Raw genomic sequence first — 18,146 nt, 5'->3', positions numbered from 1 at the left:
TATAAGATTGAAAATCGATCACAGACGAAAGATTTTAGAATCTCCGCAAGCCAACCCTTGTTCCTGATAACCTTGCAAAGCTTCAAAAACATTGAAATGACTGACGACAATAACTTTGTCATATTGTCTGTATCTTTCCAAAACCGCCATCGTTCGTTCTTTTAACACTGTCACATGCTCATAGCGCTCGTCGCTCATCGGCAGCCTTAGTTTTAGCAACTTGCGATATTCGTGCCAACGCCGGTCTCGCTCGGCCAACGAAATATAACCACCAGCAGTATCCGCCCGCCACTCTCTCAGATCGTGTTCGACAAACAATTCAAATCCATGACGACGGTTAAGGATCTCCGCCGTTTGGAGCGCTCTCGTATATGGTGAACAAATAATAGCCTGCGCATCATCGAATACGGCGTTGGTAAACTTTTGATGAAGTTCCGATAAATACGCTCGATCTAATGGCGCGTAATCTTTCTCTAACTGCGTCATGCATCTTTCATCAGCTAATGAAAAATCTGGCACGCCATGTCGCACAAAAATAATGTCCATCTATTTGTTTTCTCTTAGCTTTTACTTATTTTATAGTTTTTCGAGATAAGCTTGTGCTTTTTTCGGGTTAGTCAAATGAACAAATTAAATGGGTGAGCCGCTCAATTCACGTTTCAGTTGAAGATATTTTTGTCGTCGTTTGGCGTAGTTTTTAATAGACCATAATACGATGGAGTCTTTTGTAAACAGTCGATACAGACTTTCTCTGTTACCAGTCCCTTCCCACAGCTCTTGCTCTGTGTAAATACGAGTGAGTGCACGTTTGATCGCTCGGTAAAACGTCACCGTTCTTGAATAGTCCAACCAAATGATCATGTCGACATCTTGCCACTTTATGCTTTCAGTTCGAGAATAGTTTCCATCCAAAACCCATTCGCTTTGCGTGAGGGCCGTTTTTAAGTTGCTGAAAAACTCATGGTCGGTGCTTTCTTGCCAGCCCGCTTTCCAAAACAATTTGTCCATTTCGATATGTGTAACGTCGAGCTTCTGAGCTAAGGCTTTTGCGAAAGTAGACTTACCACTGCCGCTACTACCAATGACATTTATCCTTTTCATATAACGCCCTCCATGGCGCTGGCAACAAACTGACGAAGAACGCTGCAATTAGTCAAAACTACAGCTTATTTTTACAGGTCGGTGATAGTAGTGTTTTGTATGATTGATAAGAAGTTTCAACGTCAATCATGTGAACCATAACTCATATTAAATTTGATTTATAGCGCTTAACGCTGCCCCAACTCTCGAGTAAATTGAGTCTTCGTAGGCAACAACATCACGAGTTTTTACACTGTAAACTGATTTATCAAGAACAGAATTTTTGATTTATCGTGCTTATTTTCTATGTAAACTCGCTCCAATTACTCATCGAATTAACTTTGTGCATATCAAAAGTTTGCACAACATAGACAATGGCGTGATTTCATCACCGCTATAATACCACCCGATATGAATAGAGGTGATAGTTATGATGTTAAAAACAGTGTCGACTTGTGCAATTTTGGGGTTGCTTGTTGGTTGCCAACCAAAAAATCAAGAAGAGACGACACATGTAACAGCCTCGGCAGATGTATGTAATACACAGGGAAACATGCCAGGTGGGTGGAACGAATTTGATGCTACCCCTGATGCACAAAAGGCGATGGCCTTTGTCCTGAAACAAATGGATACCCTTTCGTCATTCAAACAAATTCTGACAGTTCATGCACAAATAGTGAGCGGTGTGAACTACGCAATTGAATTTGAAATGGATGATGGCTCGATTTGGAACACTATTGTGTATCGTAATCTCGACGGAGAGTACGCGATTACTCAATCGCCAAAAGAAGGTCACTTCTGCGAACAATAAGTGTCAGAGTCGATAAAAAAGCCCCATAAAGGGGCTTTTTTGTTTTCATTTAACTATTTGATTTTTATTTAGATAATAGCATCTGAGATTTAACCGAAACGGTAGAACCAAACCTAGACGGTTCAACATCGATTCGCAACGCCATCTGCTCTTTGAGTTCAGACACGTGTGAAATTACGCCAATCATGCGGCCCGTTTGCTGCAAGTCGACCAATGTTTGAATCGCCAGATCGAGAGATTCAGGGTCCAAGCTACCAAAGCCTTCGTCGATGAATAACGTATCTAAACGAATTCCACCGCTGTAAGATTGCACGACATCAGACAAGCCTAATGCCAAAGCTAAAGCTGCCATGAAGGATTCTCCCCCCGACAACGTTGCAACATCACGCATTTTTCCGGTGTAACCGTCTTCCACCACGAGATCAAGTCCTCGCCCTGCAGCACCTTTAAAACCCTCTGTTTTACGCGCTAGAATATATCGACCCTTGCTCATCAAACTCAGTCGTTGAGAAGCTTGAATCAACACATCATCCAATAAAACCCCCAACACAAATCGGTGTAAACTGATACGGCTGCCCGTTTTACCACTGGCGACATCATAAAGCGTACCGAAAACTTTGTACTCTTCCTCTAATTTACGGTTTTTATCGTGCAGATTCGAAATTTCATTGCGAACTTTTTCCAAGCCCTCAAACAGTGAACGCGTGCTATCCAGCTGATTTCTAATTTCTAGATACGAATTTTGAGCAGTGCTTAAACTGACGTTAAGCGCTTCTAAATTAGGCTTATCGACCGCCTTCAAAGCTTGATTTAAATCCGCAAGAGTTTGTTCTAACTGAATTTGTGTCTGCTTAAAGTTATCTATTTCTTGTTGCCAAGTTTGAGTTTGTTGTTCACTCACTTTACTCTGTAAGAAGTGCGCTTCATCAGCAAACGCACTCGTTTTTAGTGCACTTTCCCATTCGGTTTTAGCATCTTCAAGTCTACTATTCGCTTCCAACAGCCACTGTTGGTGAGTCGTCAACCGACTATCGACATTTGATTTCGCCAGCACAGCTTTTTGTAACTGCACTTGCGCAGATTCTAGGCCGTTATTCAGCTCCACAATTTGCTTGTGTATCTGAGTCAAGTCGTTTTCTAGTTGCTCTAGTGATGTGTATTTATCACCTAATGACGCAGTCAATTTCGCTAACTGCTGCCGATTTGCTTTAATCGTCGATTCATTTGCAGCCATCTGGTTTTGCAAATCGTTGATCTTACCTTCGCCAACCAAACAACGTTGATTCAACTCGTTCACGCTTTGCTCAAGCTGAGCAATATTCATTGCGTTCAAATGCTGTAATCGTTCATTGAGTTGATGAATTGATGCCTGTAATGCTTGCAGCTCTAGGTTCGCGTTCTGCCCCAACTCCGAAACCATTTGCTCAATTTGCTGTGTGTATTGAGCAATCGCAATATTGTGTTGTTCCAACTGGTTGCTCAATTGGTTCAGCGTGATTTGAGCCTCACGCTCCTTATGACGAGCCTGTTGAACTTGCTCTTTTGTGACTTCATCACCAACAAATTGAGCAGGTTGGGGATGTTCGGTACTACCACAAACGGGACACTGCTCTCCAGTTTGTAAACGAAGAGCAAGAACTGCTGCTTGCGCATTATGCCAACTGAGCTCTAACGCATCCGCTTCACGTTGAAGGTTTTCATAATAAGACTTGGCTTGAGTTACCGAGGCTTGTTTACTTGACGTCAATACATCTAGCTTTGAAAGCTCTTGATTTAAGTTACCTAACTTTTGAAGATCCGACATCAAACGCTGCTGCTGTTTGATCTCTGCATCCACACTACCAATACTTGCGACATCAATGCGAGCTTGCTCCAACACTTTTTGCGCTTGCAGGGCGTCTTGCGTCAGTTTTTCCCTAAACACTATGTATTTTTTTAGCGTTTCTTCAAATTCTGATTTCTGCTGTAGTCCTGCAGCGATGGCGCTATCCAGCTCAACCTTCTCGACCAACTTGCCTTTCATGCTTTCAAGTTGGTATTGCTGCTCTGTCAGCCTAGGAACACGATTCGCTTGTTCTTTCGCCTGTTGGAAGGCTTGTTCCTTCGTTTTTAAAACGTCGTCAGCGGCTTTTAGATCTTGAGAAAGAACGGCAACCTTTTGGTTTAAATCTTGAACTTGCTGGGCGGCATTTTGCAGCTTGATATAAGGCAGTTCAATCCTACTCGCCTTTTTCGCATTATCTAACTGCAGTTGGTGAGCCGAAATGGTTTCAGTTTGTTGCAAGTGCAGGTGGAGCGCGGCTTCTGCTTGTTCACGCTTTTTAAATTCATTGCTTAACGTTTCAGCTTTCTGAATTTCTGTTTTCACGGCATTTAACTGAGCAAGCGATTCCTGCTCTCGCTTTTGCGCTGACGCGAATTGGACAGACAGCGTTTCACGTTGTTCTGTTAATTCCGCTTCTGATGTCACTCCCGCAACTTGAAGCGCGCCACGAATTTGGTTATCAAACTCATCTTTTGCTTTGCTTATCGAGCTTGCTTTGTCTTTTAAGGCGTATTCAATCTTTTTATAGATATCCGTTTCGAACAACTGGCCAAAGATCTCTTCACGCTCTTTAGACGTTGCTAATAACAGCTCGCGAAATTTACCTTGAGGCAATACCATAACCTGACGGAACTGAGTTTCGTTCAAACCAATAATATTAGTGATCTCAGTTTTAACTTGGGTCGTTTTGCTGGTGATGAGTTTTTCTGTCTCACCCAATTCATACAATGACGCCGTGTGTTTGCGAACGGTCAAGCCCTCACCACGGGCTTTCGGAGCTTCTTGCTCCGGCGCGCGAGTCACTCGGTAAACTTTGCCATGCAAAGAGAAATCTAGAGTTACTTCGGTTAGCAGCTGTGGCGATGCTAAATCACAGCGCATTTGGATCCCTTGACGTTCATTGCTAGTGGTTTCGCCATATAGCGCAAAGCAAATCGCGTCTAAGATCGAGGTTTTACCTGAACCAGTAGGTCCATTAATTAAAAATAAAGCATTACTTCCAAGCTTTTCAAAATCAATAGTTTCTGTTTTCGCAAACGGACCAAAGGCTTGCATCGTGAGTTTGATTGGTTTCATATTTGGCCCTTACTGCTGTGAAAGTTGCTTAATGATGTCGCTGATTGCTTGCTCTTGCTCATTGGATAATTCACTATCCTGCGCTTCAGCAAAGAAATCTTTGAACATGTCAATTTCACTGCGAGCGAGCTTAGCTTGCGCCATTTCTTGCTCAACACCAATTAGCATTCCTGGCTTCTCTAGGTGCAAAACATTCGGGTAAACCGTACGAAGTTTCTCCATCGGATTCAAAATGGCGTGTTTATCCATTAATCTCACCAGTAAATAATCTTCATTTTTCGGGTCCGTTTTGCCCCACTCTAGAATTTGTTCCAATTCGCCTTCAACGATACGCATTTCATGAGGCGCAGTTAACTCAATATGTTCCGCCCCAATAAAGCCATCTTTGCCGATTTCAACTAATGTGAAGCCTTTCTTTTGATTTTGTTCACCGAAGCTGTACTTCATCAACGAACCAGAATAACGAATGTACTCCTCACCTTTCTTTTGAGGTTGGTGCAAATGACCTAACGCGACATAATCGAAGTTTAAAAAATGCTCGTGGCTAACTCGATCAGAGCCACCGATAGAGAGCGGTCGTTCTGATTCAGATTCAATAGCACCATCTACGAAGCAATGACTGATTAGAATATTTCGATGCTCAGATTGGAACTGCTCTGTAATTTTTTCGGCAAGCAGTTTATAAGCTTCATCGTGTGTCGACACCGGCTCTTTATATACATAACGAACTTGTTCAGGATCATTGTATGGCATTCCATAGAAAGCGACATGACCAGCGGCTTTCGTTTCAATCACAACTGGCGTTAACATATCTTCAAAGTTGCTGATGATATGCAGTCCCGAACGTTTCATTTGCTCAGAACCAAAACCCAAACGCTCTGCGCCATCGTGATTGCCTGAAATCAATATCATAGGAGTATTGAGCTCACCACAGATTCGCTTTACGACTCGATTAAGCAACTCGATAGCAATCGTTGGTGGAACGGAGCGATCATAGACATCTCCGGCAACGATTACAGCATCAACCGGATTGTTTTCAATATATTGGATAAGTTGCTCAAGAACTGCCTGCTGATCTTCAAGCAAAGAGACATTGTGAAATTGTCGGCCAAGATGCCAATCTGAGGTGTGGATAAACTTCATTCGAATTCACTTTCTGCCACAAACATGGCGTTATCTTATTATCCCGTTAGGATATCGTGACTTCGTAAGCTTTTCATGTGGTTTGTGTTGATTGTTCTAAGAATCTTCCTCCTCACTTCGACCAAATAAGGCCCCAACAACATACCCACAAGGCTCGATGTCTAGCTGAACAGCGTGAAAGCGTTCACTCGCCTCGTTCAATTGTTGTTGATACAGGCAAACTGCTTTGAGAATACCGCTACAGGCTCCAAGCGAACCTAACTTCACATTCAGAAAATGGTATCTAGTGTCGGAGGTAATCCACGGTGAGAAGCTCTGAATATGATGCATCCAAATAGGCTCTTCGCCTTCAACAGATACAGTAAAGTCACTCACCGGATATTTACAGTTAAGCCCTAACTGCTTCATGACCTTCTCTACTGCAATTGACTGCTGTGTGGCATCTAAATCAACACAAACGTTTCTGCTGAATAAACCACCTTTGCACGGCTCGCATTTCGCCGCCACGACCGAACTACGCGAACCATTCACGTCGTCATTTTTGGCATTAAATCCCAAAACCCAGGTTGGTCGACTTGAGACCAACTCTCTTTCTATTCTTCCAAGAGCCATCAAAAAGGATGCCTGCCCGTACGGATACAAGTAGATATTTGTACTTGGATGACCACCTAAGGCAGATGATATATTAAGCATGATTTTTTTCAGTAGCGTTTTGTCGCTGAGTTGGGGCAACAATACGCAAACACAACCAGATACTTCTGCTTGTTTTAAGCTTCTCCCATGTGACGCAATGAGCTTAAAAAGTCGTTCTTCATAAACTTCATTGTTAACGTTTTGTGTTCTTTCACCGGAAAACCTAAATGAAGTATCGAGAATAGAGCTGACTTGTACTTCCTCATCGTCAATAAGACATAAAGGCATCTTAAAACCAATTCGCATCTATCCCCCGATGAGGACGGTCGGTACACCGACGAGAATTTTTCCACCATGAGATGTAGAGTCCCCTGATCTAGCAGCCGGTTTACCATTAATCTTAACGCTAGAAGACCCCGCAGATATGCTGTCAGGCGGCCCGATACAAACGAGTTTGTCACCTTTTCTCGCGGCAGGGATGCCTCCTATTTTTACATTTGGAGAACCCATAACAACAGGACCTCCAACATGAGGGATCTTGCCTGTTTTCTTTGGACAAAGGTGAAAACTTCCAATCACTGCTGCTGGTTTACCCATTCTCAGTTCCCTCTTAATTCAAAGAGATTTGTCCTGCTTTCAATGCGATTACAGAGCCATTGATAGAAATCTTGTTGCCCTTAATGTTGATTTCGCCAGAACTCGACATTTGAATTGAGGCTCCACCGACTTTAATTTCAATACTTTTCCCTGCATTGAGGGACAACACTTTTCCAGTGTCAGAGGTATAGTTCTCTCCCACTTTTAACATCGCATTTTTTCCAACGTCTTGAGTGACATCGTTGGTTACTTTCTCAACTTTATTGTTCTCAACCACAATATCTACGCAGTCTTCGACTAACATTTGGAACAACTTTTCTGCGTGAAGGTAAATGTGTTCTTCGCCAGGTTTATCTTCAAAGCGTAACTCGTTGAAATTGGCGTTTCCTTTTTGAACTGAGCGGGACTTAAAACCGCTTTGAGAACTTTTCTCTGGAAGAGAATACGGGGGCAACTGGCTCCCGTTATACAGCGCACCCGTGACAATAGGTTGATCTGGGTCGCCATTCACAAACTCTACGATAACCTCTTGCCCTACCCGAGGATGAAACACCGCACCCCATCCATTTCCGGCAACACTTTGAGCAACTCGAATCCAACACGAACTATTTACATCGTACTTACCCAAACGATCCCAATGGAACTGTACTTTTATTCTGCCATGTTTATCAACGTATACCTCACCGTCTTTATTACCAGTCACAATGGCTGTTTGAAGACCTTTAATTTGCGGTTTAGGGTAAGTAACCGCCGGCCTTAAAATGGTTTTAGAGTCCACACAAGTAAACGCAACACGAACACCTTGAGAAGCGGTGCCACCCAGACCAGTTTGATTAAACACAGAAGCAAAAATCGTCACAGAGGCCAAGACATATTCTTTTCCTACTCGCGATTTATCTTCGTGTTTTTTGAACTTAAAACATTTACCCACAGAAAAGGTTCGACAACTCGCCTCTCCGCTACATAGATAAACGTTCTGTTGAAGGGATTCAATTGCGTGAGTGTTTCGAAGCGAGTACTGATCGTCACTTTCTGTTTCACCCAGATACTCAAAATACTCACTCGCAGGTACGGTAAACAGTGCAGTATCACCAGCAGCTACGTTTTTGGGTTGTGAGGCTGGTTTAAGCATATTGAAGCCAGACTTCTGGCTTGCTTTAGTCGTTAAAACTTGTGTTTCGTTCCAAGCAGAAATGTGACTCGACTCTGAACTACCTGTATCGAAATCGACCATAAACTCAGGACTGGGTTTGTAAAAGCTTACATCATCAAAAATATCTAGGACATGGGATGATTTAGAGTGACTAAAGCAAAAAGAGAGCCCTTCTTCGGCTAGGAGGCGCTGAACAAAAGCAAGATCAGATTCTTCATACTGAACTTTGTAGGAATATTGTGGATACGTATTTTTTAGTTCAAATTTAAATGCAACACCATGCTCTGAAAGCACTTCGGAAATAATGTCTTTTATATTTTTCTTCTGAAAGATCTTACAATTATTTCTGTACGCTGCGAACTTAACTTTCGGTTCAACAATAATTTCAATATTTTTGTAGTTTTCTCCATTATGAGAATTCATCACTCTCTGGCCTTCGAGCTTTGCAGCAGAGACAATGCCATGGAAAAAACGCGGACTTTTAGAAACACGACTACTATTTTCCACTGAAATCGTTACTTCTTTACCCACGATTTCATTGAGCTCATGTTTTTGATCATTAAAATAAGCTTTAGCACGCAATGAAAAAAGCTCCGAGATCCCTTCTCTATATTCGAACGAATTGAGAATAAGAGCATCTTTTCCAAACGGAGAAGAAATACGGATAAAGTTGTTGTCTTGACTTGCTTTTTTCATTGGATACTTATATTTCCTTTTGAAATAGCGGAGGAGATAACCCCTCCGCACAATAAATTACATTTGTTGACCTTTAACACCGCTGTAGCCGTAAACCAACGGAGCAGAAGTGTTGTTTTTGTCATCAGTAGGTGTCACTGTCATCATCATTTCAGTGTATGAAATTGTGATAGTTTCTACTGGGCGATCATCTTGAATCGATACTGAGTAGTTAGAAATCATCGCATCAGTCAGTTCGATTTTCATGATTTCTTCAACTTTTTCACCCTGCTTAGTGATGTGGAATACTGCAGGTTTACCTTTACCGATTGTTGCTTCCTTGAATAGATCAGGAGACGAACGATCTTGAAGTTTAGTGATAGTTAAATCATATAGGCGTGTTGCACTTGCTTCACGGTCCATTGCTGTACCTGTGTAAGAAGAAATTTCACGACCAACACTCCAATCTACAGATAGTAGTGTAATTAAATCCTTATATTGTTCCGCTGTCGCTTCACCTTTAATATCTGCGTATTTAAGATACGTATTAGACTGCATGCTAATCTCCTAGAGCATTATTAATTGACATATTTCGTATTAATTAAATTATCTGAATAATGATAATTAATGATTGATGTATCAAAAACTTCATTTTAAATACGCTCCTTTATATCTTTAAATTAGATTTAAATTAAGCGATATTTATAACTAATAATAGTTATTATGAAGCAACTCTCAATTATTATTTACAGAGTTAAACTTGTTAAATAAGTGAGACTTCTAGTTCTTTAATTGAACCTCTAACATTAATTTCATCGAACGTCTTACCATTAAGAATTGCATTCAATATTTCATGAGAAATTTTAGGAAGTAAATTATTTTCAATGGTGGTTTGAATTACACGAGCACCACTTCCTGACTCATTACTATTGTCTACAATGTCATTAATTAGTTGTTCATCAAAATACAACCCTGCCGAATAATGTTTTCGGATACGGTTAGATACTTTGTTGAGTTTTAACTTAGTTATTTCCGTTAGGACTTCTTTTCCGAGAGGCAAGTAAGGTAATACATTAACCCGCCCCAAAAATGCAGGTTTAAAATCTGTTAGCAAATCATCTCTAAGCGCTTCTTTTAGAGCTTCCGGTTCTGGCGCTAAGTCTGGATCTGCATAGAGAGACATTGTGGTTTCTGTGCCAGTATTCGCCGTCATGATAATGATGGTGTTTTTAAAATCGATATCTCGACCTTCACCATCTTTAATGGAGCCTTTATCAAACACTTGATAGAAAATATCTTGCACACCGGGGTGCGCTTTTTCCATTTCATCCAACAGAATCACACTGTAAGGTTTACGCCTTACGGCTTCCGTTAGAATGCCCCCCTCACCGTATCCGACATATCCAGGTGGAGAGCCTAACAACAATGAAACCTTATGCTCTTCTTTGAATTCCGACATATTTATGGTGGTTACGTTGTCTTCGCTCCCATAAACTTTCTCTGCGATAGCAAGAGCGGATTCCGTTTTTCCGACACCACTAGGGCCAGTTAATAAAAACACGCCATTAGGTTTAGTTTCATCCGTCAATTGGGCACTTGCTGTTTTGATCACTTCGGACATGATTTCTAGAGCATGATCTTGCCCCACCACTCGCTCGCACAAGCTATCTTTTAGGTTAAGAACCGCTTCAATTTCGTCATCTTGCAATTTTCCAAGTGGAATACCTGTCCAATCAGAAATTACCTCAGCAATCAAAGATTCATTCACATGAGAAAAGACTAAAGGTTGCGCGTTGAGCGCTAAGTTCGATTCGATTTCCTGTAATCGCTCTTTGTCACAGTCGGCATTCTCTTCTATCACCTTAGCTCTCAAGGACTTAGCTTCTTGAACCCACTGCTTTTCTTGTTCCCAAATTGCCTCTAATTCTATGACTTGATTAGATAACTCATCGATCTCATATCGAATATTATTAAGCTGTTCATCGTGACTTACGCCTAACAGAGCCTCTTTGGAAAGTTGTTGCAACTCCGCTTCTTTGATGTTTAGCTTTTTCTTTTTGCTATCCAACGCGCCCGGAGTGGCAGATTGGCTCAATGCAACACGCGAACATGCAGTATCTAATACTGATACTGCTTTATCTGGTAGTTGGCGTCCGTTGATGTAGCGAGCAGAAAGTTGTACCGCAGCATTCAGTGCTTGGCTTGTGATATAAACATCATGATGTTGCCCCATGATGTTAACCAAGCCTCTAAGCATATCTACCGCTAACTCAGGAGTCGGCTCGTCTACTTTCACAACCTGGAAGCGCCTCGTTAACGCGGCATCTTTCTCAAAGTATTTTTTGTATTCAGCCCAAGTAGTTGCAGCGATGGTCCGTAACTCTCCTCGAGCCAACGCTGGTTTCAATATATTAGCAGCATCACCTTGCCCCGCTTGACCACCACCTCCGATTAGACCATGAGCTTCATCGATAAAAAGAATGATTGGCTGCGAAGATTCGTTAACTTCTCGAATGAGATTTTTAAGTCTGTTTTCAAACTCCCCTTTCATCCCCGCACCCGCCTGAAGCAAAGCAAGATCGAGTGATTTGATGGCAACATCATGTAAAGCCGGAGGAACATCCCCATCCACTATTTTTTGCGCCAGCCCCTCAATTACCGCAGTTTTACCTACACCAGCCTCACCCGTTAAGATCGGATTGTTTTGGCGGCGACGCAATAAGATATCGATCATCAAGCGGATTTCATTGTCGCGACCGATAACAGGATCTATTTTTCCAGCTTTAGCTTGCTCAGTAAGATCCGTTGTGAACTGATTCAATGCAGAGTTCGAGCTGCTCGTCGCCTTAGAAGTATTGTTTCCACCATCGCCCACATGCTCTTTCATTACGACTAGGCGAGATGGTTCGACTTTGTCTAGCTCCGCGCTAATAGCATTCATCATATTCACTAGCGTGTCATCAGAAAGATATGCAAACAGTAAGTGGATACAGTTCACTTGTTCTTCATGAAACTCTATCGTTGCGCACATCAAAGCATTCTGCATCATGGTTACAGTATGAGCAGAAAGGCCTGGGACGGTTTGGCATCCAGTTTTGTATTTTTCAAGCTGAGCTTGCAGTTGTTCTTCGACTTTTCTTTCATCAATATCAAAAGCTTCAAACACTTCTGAATAAATACCGGATGGATGTTGAACTATCGCCAACAACCAGTGGGTCAACTCTATACTATGATGTGTACGCGAACTTGCCATTGCCGCCGCTTGCTCTAGCGTTTCCTTCGCTTGCGGAGACAATCTTTCGACCAACGCTGAAAGTGATAATGAAGCCATTATGTTTCCTTTAAACCGTAATTGTTATGTTGCGATCTTCCGTACGTTCATGTTTTTTCAGTACAGAGCCGACACCTAACTGACCTTGTTGCTTAGATATTTGAACTTGAGGCAATAGACTATGTTTAGTCGTGAGTTGCCATTTAACGTGCTTGTGTTTGCCAATGAAGTCACCTGCTACCTGTTTTATCGTTTTCAATGTATTGGTCTTGGGTAACAGATTTTTGACTTGCTTTCTTTCCTTTGGGAGAAACTCAATTGTTGTACTTGCATTGATATTCCAGGCTCTTTTTCCTAGTGACGCACCAGCACCGAGTTGTGCAAACTGGCCTTCGGGCATACTTTTCGATGCCAAACGAGTTTGTTCAGATTTAGACAGTCGCATCCATTGACCTTGAAACTCGTGAATACGAATTTGGCAACCAGACAAACATTCCAAAATGCTCTTCAATGCACCTTTACTTCGTGTTGGAGATGCATACATGCCGCCATAATGCAGTGCAAGATCATTCCCATCGCCAGTCAATGACGACATGCAATCAATTAATGGGGAGCGCTGATTTTTTGCATGCGCACGCGCTTGTATGGTTAACTGACTCAATTGCCAACTTCGATAATAGAGGGATAAAAGCCGATGGTTAAAAATGTCATAGAAGTCCACCATCGCATGATCGCCTTCTTTCAGTCGATGCAATGCAAGCTCACTGTAATGCTGAGGCAGTACACCCTGCTCCCCCGTCAAGCCAATCAAATTTGTCTCAAGCGCTAATTTATCTTTACCTAATGGTTTAGTAGAAACGAGTTGCGCATTCTCAAAGCCTAAAGACGCATTGACCTTTAAGTTGAGTTTCTCGTTTTTGGGTAATGCATCTGTTCCAATTTGCGATTCAACTTTCAAAAGCTCTTGCTCAATAAGATGAATAGCTTCAAACAAAGAACGTTGCTTTAGCTCGCGGTAGAAGTCCTCTGAGCTCATAACAACACCTTATCACCTGTCAGCGCAGGCCATACGTGAAAGGAGCTGCTGGTTGATTTCAACTTAATCTCTAACTGCGTAAACACGTTAATCTCCGCATATTGAGCAAAGTAAACAGATAACACGCTACCCAATAAAAAGATCTGCTCTTTTGGCAGTATCTGATCGGATACTGTTAGAACCAGCTTTACTCCATGTGCAAAACCAACTTTTCCTTTCTGACTAACCCTACCGGTTGTATGTTCAAACTCTAGCTTGACTAGAGCATCTATAACGGCTTTTGTTTCGGCAGTGCCTGCAAATGCATACAAGTTCAATGTTTGTTTTAACGTTGCTAAGCCGTCAGCTTCAGTAAAATGGTTCAATGTTAATAGCTTGGTAAGCTGCCATCGTGTGCTTTCATCCATCTCTGGTCTAAGCGTTTCGGAGAGAGACGTTAAGCACCTGATTGATTTAAAGTTATCATCAACATTGGGTAACTGAACCTTTGGTAGCCCGCCACCAAATGGAATTTTTTGTGGCAAATTACGATTGCAACACTCAGCTTCCACATACATCAGCCAATTATCTCTGCTTTCAGGGCAGAACAACTGGTATTGCTTATCAACAAAAGAAACATAAGTCTCTCGACCAGGCTCATCGTAGCCACCGGCCCAGTTTTTATCCTCTCGTCTCATTAACCAATACACTTCACTCGCGCTCATGTAGTGCGTGTGCTCTCCTGAATGGTAGCAGGGTAAGTGCTCGTAAGTTTTGTTCCAGTTTCTCAAGGTCACATCAGAAATCGAGACAACTTCATTACTCTCTGCATCTTGGTACTGAGGAGATAATTGATACTCGTACTCTGTTGGAAGGAGACGTTTAGGTTCCATTGTTGATTTGAACAGATTTACAATGGGAACACAGCCAACCATGACACTTTCCTCGTCTACTTGCTTTGGTAGCCAGTCATCGCTTGTATCGAAGTAAAAACAAATCTCGACCTGCCCTTGAATCTCTAACTTATCTAAGCCGAGCTCAATCAAGTCAAAGAACATGAATTTTTCTGGGAAATGAAGGTACTCGACCAATAAACGAGATCCCGAAAAACTTCTCTTACTGTAAGGGACGACTTGCTCCTCGTCCCCAAAACCAACCGATTGAAGATGCCTCTTAGTTAGAGGCATGATTTCTTTACCATCCAATACGATTGAAAGACCAATCAAACTTTGGAATAACATTTGATATAGCTTGAGTGTTAATTGCGTCTGTCCATTTAAGTACAAACGCAAACAATCGATACCCATGGAATTGATAGAGGACTCTGAATCATGAGCACTCAGCTGACACCTTAGTACAGAGTGCGCATTGTGCTCCCACTTAGAGCCAGTAGGCTTGAAAGGCGCGTTCTCAAATGAACCAGAGATAATATCGAGTGGATACATTGTTGTCGGGTAACCGGTTCGAAACTGGCAATCTTGATATCCAGGGGCACTAACTTCGACTCTTTCACCCACAGGAATAGCAAATGAACTAGTGGTTGACTCTGAACAGTTCAATTTGATCACTGACATCGAAGGAATTGGCGCATGAAAGTCCGGATATAACTGTCCCATCAGTGATTCCGTAAACTGTGGGTAACTGTTATCCAGACTTTGTCTTATCCGAGCGGTTAAAAAAGCACAACCTTCCAACAGACGTTCAACATGTGGGTCTTCAACTTGTTCTTCGCTGATACGTAACCTAGCCGCAATTTTAGGATATTGCTCGCCAAACTCTTGTCCTTTGTGTCGCAGATAGGCCAATTCACGATTGTAGTATTTTAGAAACTCTTCACTCATTTCGCTCGACTCAACTTCATTCCTAAGTTCACTGGCTCGACTTCCGAATTGAATTTCAACTCGTGGATGTCATTATCAATCAAACAAGTTGCGCTAATTTCTAACCGTAAGGTTCGATCTATCGCATTTTTTTCATCAGAAATTTGAACGTGCGGATTTCTTAACCGAGGTTCAAACTCCCGAATAGCTTCATAAACGATGTCACACAACTGACTTTGTCCATCTTGGCTGCTATAAGGCATTGATGAAAAATCAGGTAACCCATAGTTCAGAATTGAGTATCTAACTTCTAAAAAGTCTTCGTGAATATTTTTCCAACCAATACGACTATTAAGCATCGACTCTAAGTCTCTTAACAAACCATTGAGCATGTGTTGCTGACTGACAGGAAAATCTTTTTCTTCTCTGGTAGTTGGGTCGCTATCAATCAACTTGTCTAGCAGTGAAACCGTTAAAGCCATAATTGCTCTTACGCCAACTCTTTTATTACTTGTAGATTTTGTAAGTCAGAAATCGGCAGCGCCATTTCACCGACAAGCCAACACTTCAGACCTAAACCTAAATAAACTTCTTTGTCAGCTATTTGTTTCCAGTCCGTTTCACGACCTAGTTTCTGAGCATCACTTTCTGAATCCACGTAAGTCATCGGCATATGGCCTTCACCTTCACCTAAACCGTCAATGTCAAACTCAACGGGGCGCCAAACACTTTCTAGCAAAGAGGTAGCAGATTTGATTTCTAAAGTGTTGATGCTAGCAATAGGGACGAGGAAGTAGTTGCCTGCGGTAGAAAACAGCTCAATGTAACCACCTAAACGATCATCAATATCCCGCACGTCTGAGAACGAAGTATCATTAGCTAAAAAGCCTTTTTCTTGTCTCAGTTCTTCGATTTGAAGAGCAAGTTCAGAAACTTGTTCATAATCTTGACTCACCATTGATAAGTTGAAGCTAACCAATGACTTAGTTAGTTCTTCGTTCTCACCCAATACCTTCGCGGTTGCCGCACCTTGAGCGAAATCCTTTCGCGCTTGAGCAGCTTTAACCAGATGTCTTAACTGGCTAGCGCCTGGAAGATATTCAGGAAACAGTTTAATAGACTGCATCAGTTGCTCATCAGCTCGCTCAAAATCACCATCAATACAAAGCAGTTCAATAAAAGAGCTTCTCAAACTGGCATCTTTTGGAGATGCCTTTATCGCTTCGATTAGTAATTCTAAAGCTTGTTGCAACTGCCCTTCAGATAAGGCATTTTTCCACTGAGTCATCTTTCTTTCCTTACACCAAATGTTCTGGTGATAATTCCGTAATTAATTTGATACTTGAGACCATTTGGTCGAGCTGAAAATGAGGGCGTAAATGTATCACCGAGTAGAAGTGCCCTGGCGTATCGCGTTTCTCTCTAACTTTGATCTTCGCTTCGTTCAATGGGTACTTAGCTCTGAGTTCATCCGAAGCTTCGTCTGAAGCCGTTGTATATTGATGTAACCAAGTTTGAAACTCCCTCTCGAGCGATGCCGCGTCCTGATAACCACCTATCTTGTCTCGCCCCATAACTTTGACGTAGTGTGCTATACGCGATACACACATCGTGTATTGGAGCATTGAGGTGAGTTTTGCATTGGTCGCAACATGCTTCTCTTCGTATAGTTTTGGCTTATGCAACGAAACATTGGAAGTCATGCCGACCATGTCTGTTTCAGGAACTGGTGAAATCGGAATGAATCCACAATCAGACAGTTCTTGCTCTTTACGCTCAGAGACTTTTAGATTTAAAGGGCATCTATCTCTGTCATTTTTGCCATTAATGCGCGTTTTGTTTCTTGTAGGAGCAACAATAATTCCTTGACTATAATCCCCCTGCTTTATTCCTCGCATATGAGTAAACCAACCGTGCTCTTGGAATGCTCTTATCGAAACAGCAGCAAAACAGAAGGCTCCACTTCCCCACAATAAATCGTTATTTGAATCGTCAATATTCTCTTGAAATTCAAATTGATCGTTTCGAGAACCATCACTTTTGTAGGGTTGTCGAAAAAGAACGTTAGGAGCGGTTAAGCCAATAAACTTGGTATCATCGTTATCTCGCAACTGTCTCCATTTGACATAATCAATTTGTTCAAATTGCGCAGCAACGTCTCGAGTCGACGAAAGTTCGGCAAATGTGTTCACACCGAATATTTCAGGAGACGCTGACATTACAAATGGACTAAATGCCGCAGCAGCAGACTGAGATATCTTGCTTAGCACAGAGATATCTCTATCAAAATAATTTGTTCTCGGGTCATAACGTAATTGATAATCACCAACAACCACACCAAAGGGTTCTCCTCCAGCCATTCCATATTCATTTTGATAGAGTAATTTAAACAAGGCAGACTGATCGAACTCGATAGCCTTGAGCGCATCTTTACTTACTTCATTCCATGTTGCAGATAGAACTTTAATTTTTACTGAGTCAGACGATGGTTTATCAACTTGTTCACATAAATATCGAACGCCTACCCAACTGCACTCTAATTTCTGAAAATCTGGATGATGAATGATCTCATTAAGCTGCTTCTGTAATAGTGTGTCAATGGAATTAATCGTGCTCACAATGCTATGTCGAAAACTCGCAAAATCTTTAGATTGCGTGCCTTCCAACCAAATTTGTGCCGCAAGTATTGAATCTGAACATTCAACAAATTGAGTCAACCAATGACTGTCAAACTCAGCCAGGCCCATCGGTGTAAACTCGTGTGTGAGTTCCTCTGGGTCTAGAAAGTTCAATGCATCTATTTTCGTCATAACTACCATAAGCTTGG

15 protein-coding genes are annotated in these 18,146 nt (G+C 41.9%); 1 reads left to right on the top strand and 14 read right to left on the bottom strand.

Translation table 11 applies throughout. The features are described from left to right. Positions 1-18: 18 nt before the first annotated feature. A complete protein-coding gene (locus tag UF05_RS13900) occupies positions 19-546 on the bottom strand; it encodes a histidine phosphatase family protein (protein WP_045545377.1) in 528 nt (175 codons plus the stop codon). An 84-nt stretch (positions 547-630) separates the two neighbouring features. Beyond that, a complete protein-coding gene (locus UF05_RS13895; protein ID WP_045545376.1) occupies positions 631-1,101 on the bottom strand; it encodes a shikimate kinase in 471 nt (156 codons plus the stop codon). A gap of 409 nt (positions 1,102-1,510) precedes the next feature. Between UF05_RS13895 and UF05_RS13890 the strand changes: the two genes are divergently transcribed. Then, positions 1,511-1,891: a cystatin domain-containing protein gene (locus UF05_RS13890; RefSeq protein WP_005480328.1), complete on the top strand. Its 381-nt coding sequence runs from the start codon at positions 1,511-1,513 to the stop codon at positions 1,889-1,891. Positions 1,892-1,955: 64 nt separating this feature from the next. Here UF05_RS13890 and UF05_RS13885 read toward each other — a convergent pair whose 3' ends face one another. The 12 genes from UF05_RS13885 to tssC form a co-directional block, all read right to left on the bottom strand. Further along, a complete protein-coding gene (locus UF05_RS13885) occupies positions 1,956-5,012 on the bottom strand; it encodes an AAA family ATPase (protein ID WP_045545375.1) in 3,057 nt (1,018 codons plus the stop codon). 9 nt (positions 5,013-5,021) lie between these two features. Then, on the bottom strand, positions 5,022-6,155 hold the full coding sequence (locus UF05_RS13880) for an exonuclease SbcCD subunit D (protein ID WP_045545374.1): 1,134 nt from the start codon (positions 6,153-6,155) through the stop codon (positions 5,022-5,024). Positions 6,156-6,251: 96 nt separating this feature from the next. Continuing rightward, positions 6,252-7,094 (bottom strand): hypothetical protein, encoded by an 843-nt coding sequence (locus UF05_RS13875; RefSeq protein WP_025794080.1) that lies wholly within the window; start codon positions 7,092-7,094, stop codon positions 6,252-6,254. Further along, the gene (locus UF05_RS13870) at positions 7,095-7,385 is read right to left on the bottom strand and encodes a PAAR domain-containing protein (protein WP_005499010.1); all 291 of its coding nucleotides are present in this window, start codon (positions 7,383-7,385) and stop codon (positions 7,095-7,097) included. It lies immediately after the preceding gene. 13 nt (positions 7,386-7,398) lie between these two features. Beyond that, on the bottom strand, positions 7,399-9,234 hold the full coding sequence (gene tssI, locus UF05_RS13865) for a type VI secretion system tip protein TssI/VgrG (RefSeq protein WP_025794077.1): 1,836 nt from the start codon (positions 9,232-9,234) through the stop codon (positions 7,399-7,401). Positions 9,235-9,291: 57 nt separating this feature from the next. Beyond that, positions 9,292-9,771, bottom strand: a complete 480-nt coding sequence (locus tag UF05_RS13860; protein WP_005375967.1) for an Hcp family type VI secretion system effector — start codon at positions 9,769-9,771, stop codon at positions 9,292-9,294. A gap of 205 nt (positions 9,772-9,976) precedes the next feature. Continuing rightward, positions 9,977-12,544 (bottom strand): type VI secretion system ATPase TssH, encoded by a 2,568-nt coding sequence (gene tssH / locus UF05_RS13855; protein WP_045545373.1) that lies wholly within the window; start codon positions 12,542-12,544, stop codon positions 9,977-9,979. Positions 12,545-12,554: 10 nt separating this feature from the next. Then, positions 12,555-13,520, bottom strand: a complete 966-nt coding sequence (gene tssG / locus UF05_RS13850) for a type VI secretion system baseplate subunit TssG (RefSeq protein WP_020842208.1) — start codon at positions 13,518-13,520, stop codon at positions 12,555-12,557. Next, positions 13,517-15,340, bottom strand: a complete 1,824-nt coding sequence (gene tssF, locus UF05_RS13845; protein WP_045545372.1) for a type VI secretion system baseplate subunit TssF — start codon at positions 15,338-15,340, stop codon at positions 13,517-13,519. The genes tssG and tssF overlap by 4 nt, the downstream gene beginning before the upstream one ends. Then, on the bottom strand, positions 15,337-15,801 hold the full coding sequence (gene tssE, locus UF05_RS13840; protein WP_015313304.1) for a type VI secretion system baseplate subunit TssE: 465 nt from the start codon (positions 15,799-15,801) through the stop codon (positions 15,337-15,339). The genes tssF and tssE overlap by 4 nt, the downstream gene beginning before the upstream one ends. Before the next feature lie 8 nt (positions 15,802-15,809). Beyond that, positions 15,810-16,607 (bottom strand): type VI secretion system accessory protein TagJ, encoded by a 798-nt coding sequence (locus UF05_RS13835; protein ID WP_005463815.1) that lies wholly within the window; start codon positions 16,605-16,607, stop codon positions 15,810-15,812. 10 nt (positions 16,608-16,617) lie between these two features. Beyond that, a complete protein-coding gene (gene tssC / locus UF05_RS13830; protein ID WP_045545371.1) occupies positions 16,618-18,129 on the bottom strand; it encodes a type VI secretion system contractile sheath large subunit in 1,512 nt (503 codons plus the stop codon). Positions 18,130-18,146 lie beyond the last annotated feature (17 nt).

This window comes from Vibrio sp. S457-15 (assembly GCF_000960545.1).
Lineage (GTDB): Bacteria > Pseudomonadota > Gammaproteobacteria > Enterobacterales > Vibrionaceae > Vibrio > Vibrio parahaemolyticus.
Note: the sequence above shows the minus strand (reverse complement) of the source record. Positions and strands in the feature narration are given on the sequence as shown.

Bases quoted from the DNA above. Each gene is read 5' to 3' on its own strand.
- UF05_RS13895 (WP_045545376.1), bottom strand. From the start codon at position 1,101: ATGAAAAGGATAAATGTCATTGGTAGTAGCGGCAGTGGTAAGTCTACT.
- UF05_RS13885 (WP_045545375.1), bottom strand. From the start codon at position 5,012: ATGAAACCAATCAAACTCACGATGCAAGCCTTTGGTCCGTTTGCGAAA.
- tssE (WP_015313304.1), bottom strand. From the start codon at position 15,801: ATGGCTTTAACGGTTTCACTGCTAGACAAGTTGATTGATAGCGACCCA.
- UF05_RS13875 (WP_025794080.1), bottom strand. From the start codon at position 7,094: ATGCGAATTGGTTTTAAGATGCCTTTATGTCTTATTGACGATGAGGAA.
- UF05_RS13880 (WP_045545374.1), bottom strand. From the start codon at position 6,155: ATGAAGTTTATCCACACCTCAGATTGGCATCTTGGCCGACAATTTCAC.
- UF05_RS13870 (WP_005499010.1), bottom strand. From the start codon at position 7,385: ATGGGTAAACCAGCAGCAGTGATTGGAAGTTTTCACCTTTGTCCAAAG.
- UF05_RS13835 (WP_005463815.1), bottom strand. From the start codon at position 16,607: ATGACTCAGTGGAAAAATGCCTTATCTGAAGGGCAGTTGCAACAAGCT.
- tssC (WP_045545371.1), bottom strand. From the start codon at position 18,129: ATGACGAAAATAGATGCATTGAACTTTCTAGACCCAGAGGAACTCACA.
- tssF (WP_045545372.1), bottom strand. From the start codon at position 15,340: ATGAGTGAAGAGTTTCTAAAATACTACAATCGTGAATTGGCCTATCTG.
- UF05_RS13860 (WP_005375967.1), bottom strand. From the start codon at position 9,771: ATGCAGTCTAATACGTATCTTAAATACGCAGATATTAAAGGTGAAGCG.
- UF05_RS13900 (WP_045545377.1), bottom strand. From the start codon at position 546: ATGGACATTATTTTTGTGCGACATGGCGTGCCAGATTTTTCATTAGCT.
- UF05_RS13890 (WP_005480328.1), top strand. From the start codon at position 1,511: ATGATGTTAAAAACAGTGTCGACTTGTGCAATTTTGGGGTTGCTTGTT.
- tssI (WP_025794077.1), bottom strand. From the start codon at position 9,234: ATGAAAAAAGCAAGTCAAGACAACAACTTTATCCGTATTTCTTCTCCG.
- tssG (WP_020842208.1), bottom strand. From the start codon at position 13,520: ATGAGCTCAGAGGACTTCTACCGCGAGCTAAAGCAACGTTCTTTGTTT.
- tssH (WP_045545373.1), bottom strand. From the start codon at position 12,544: ATGGCTTCATTATCACTTTCAGCGTTGGTCGAAAGATTGTCTCCGCAA.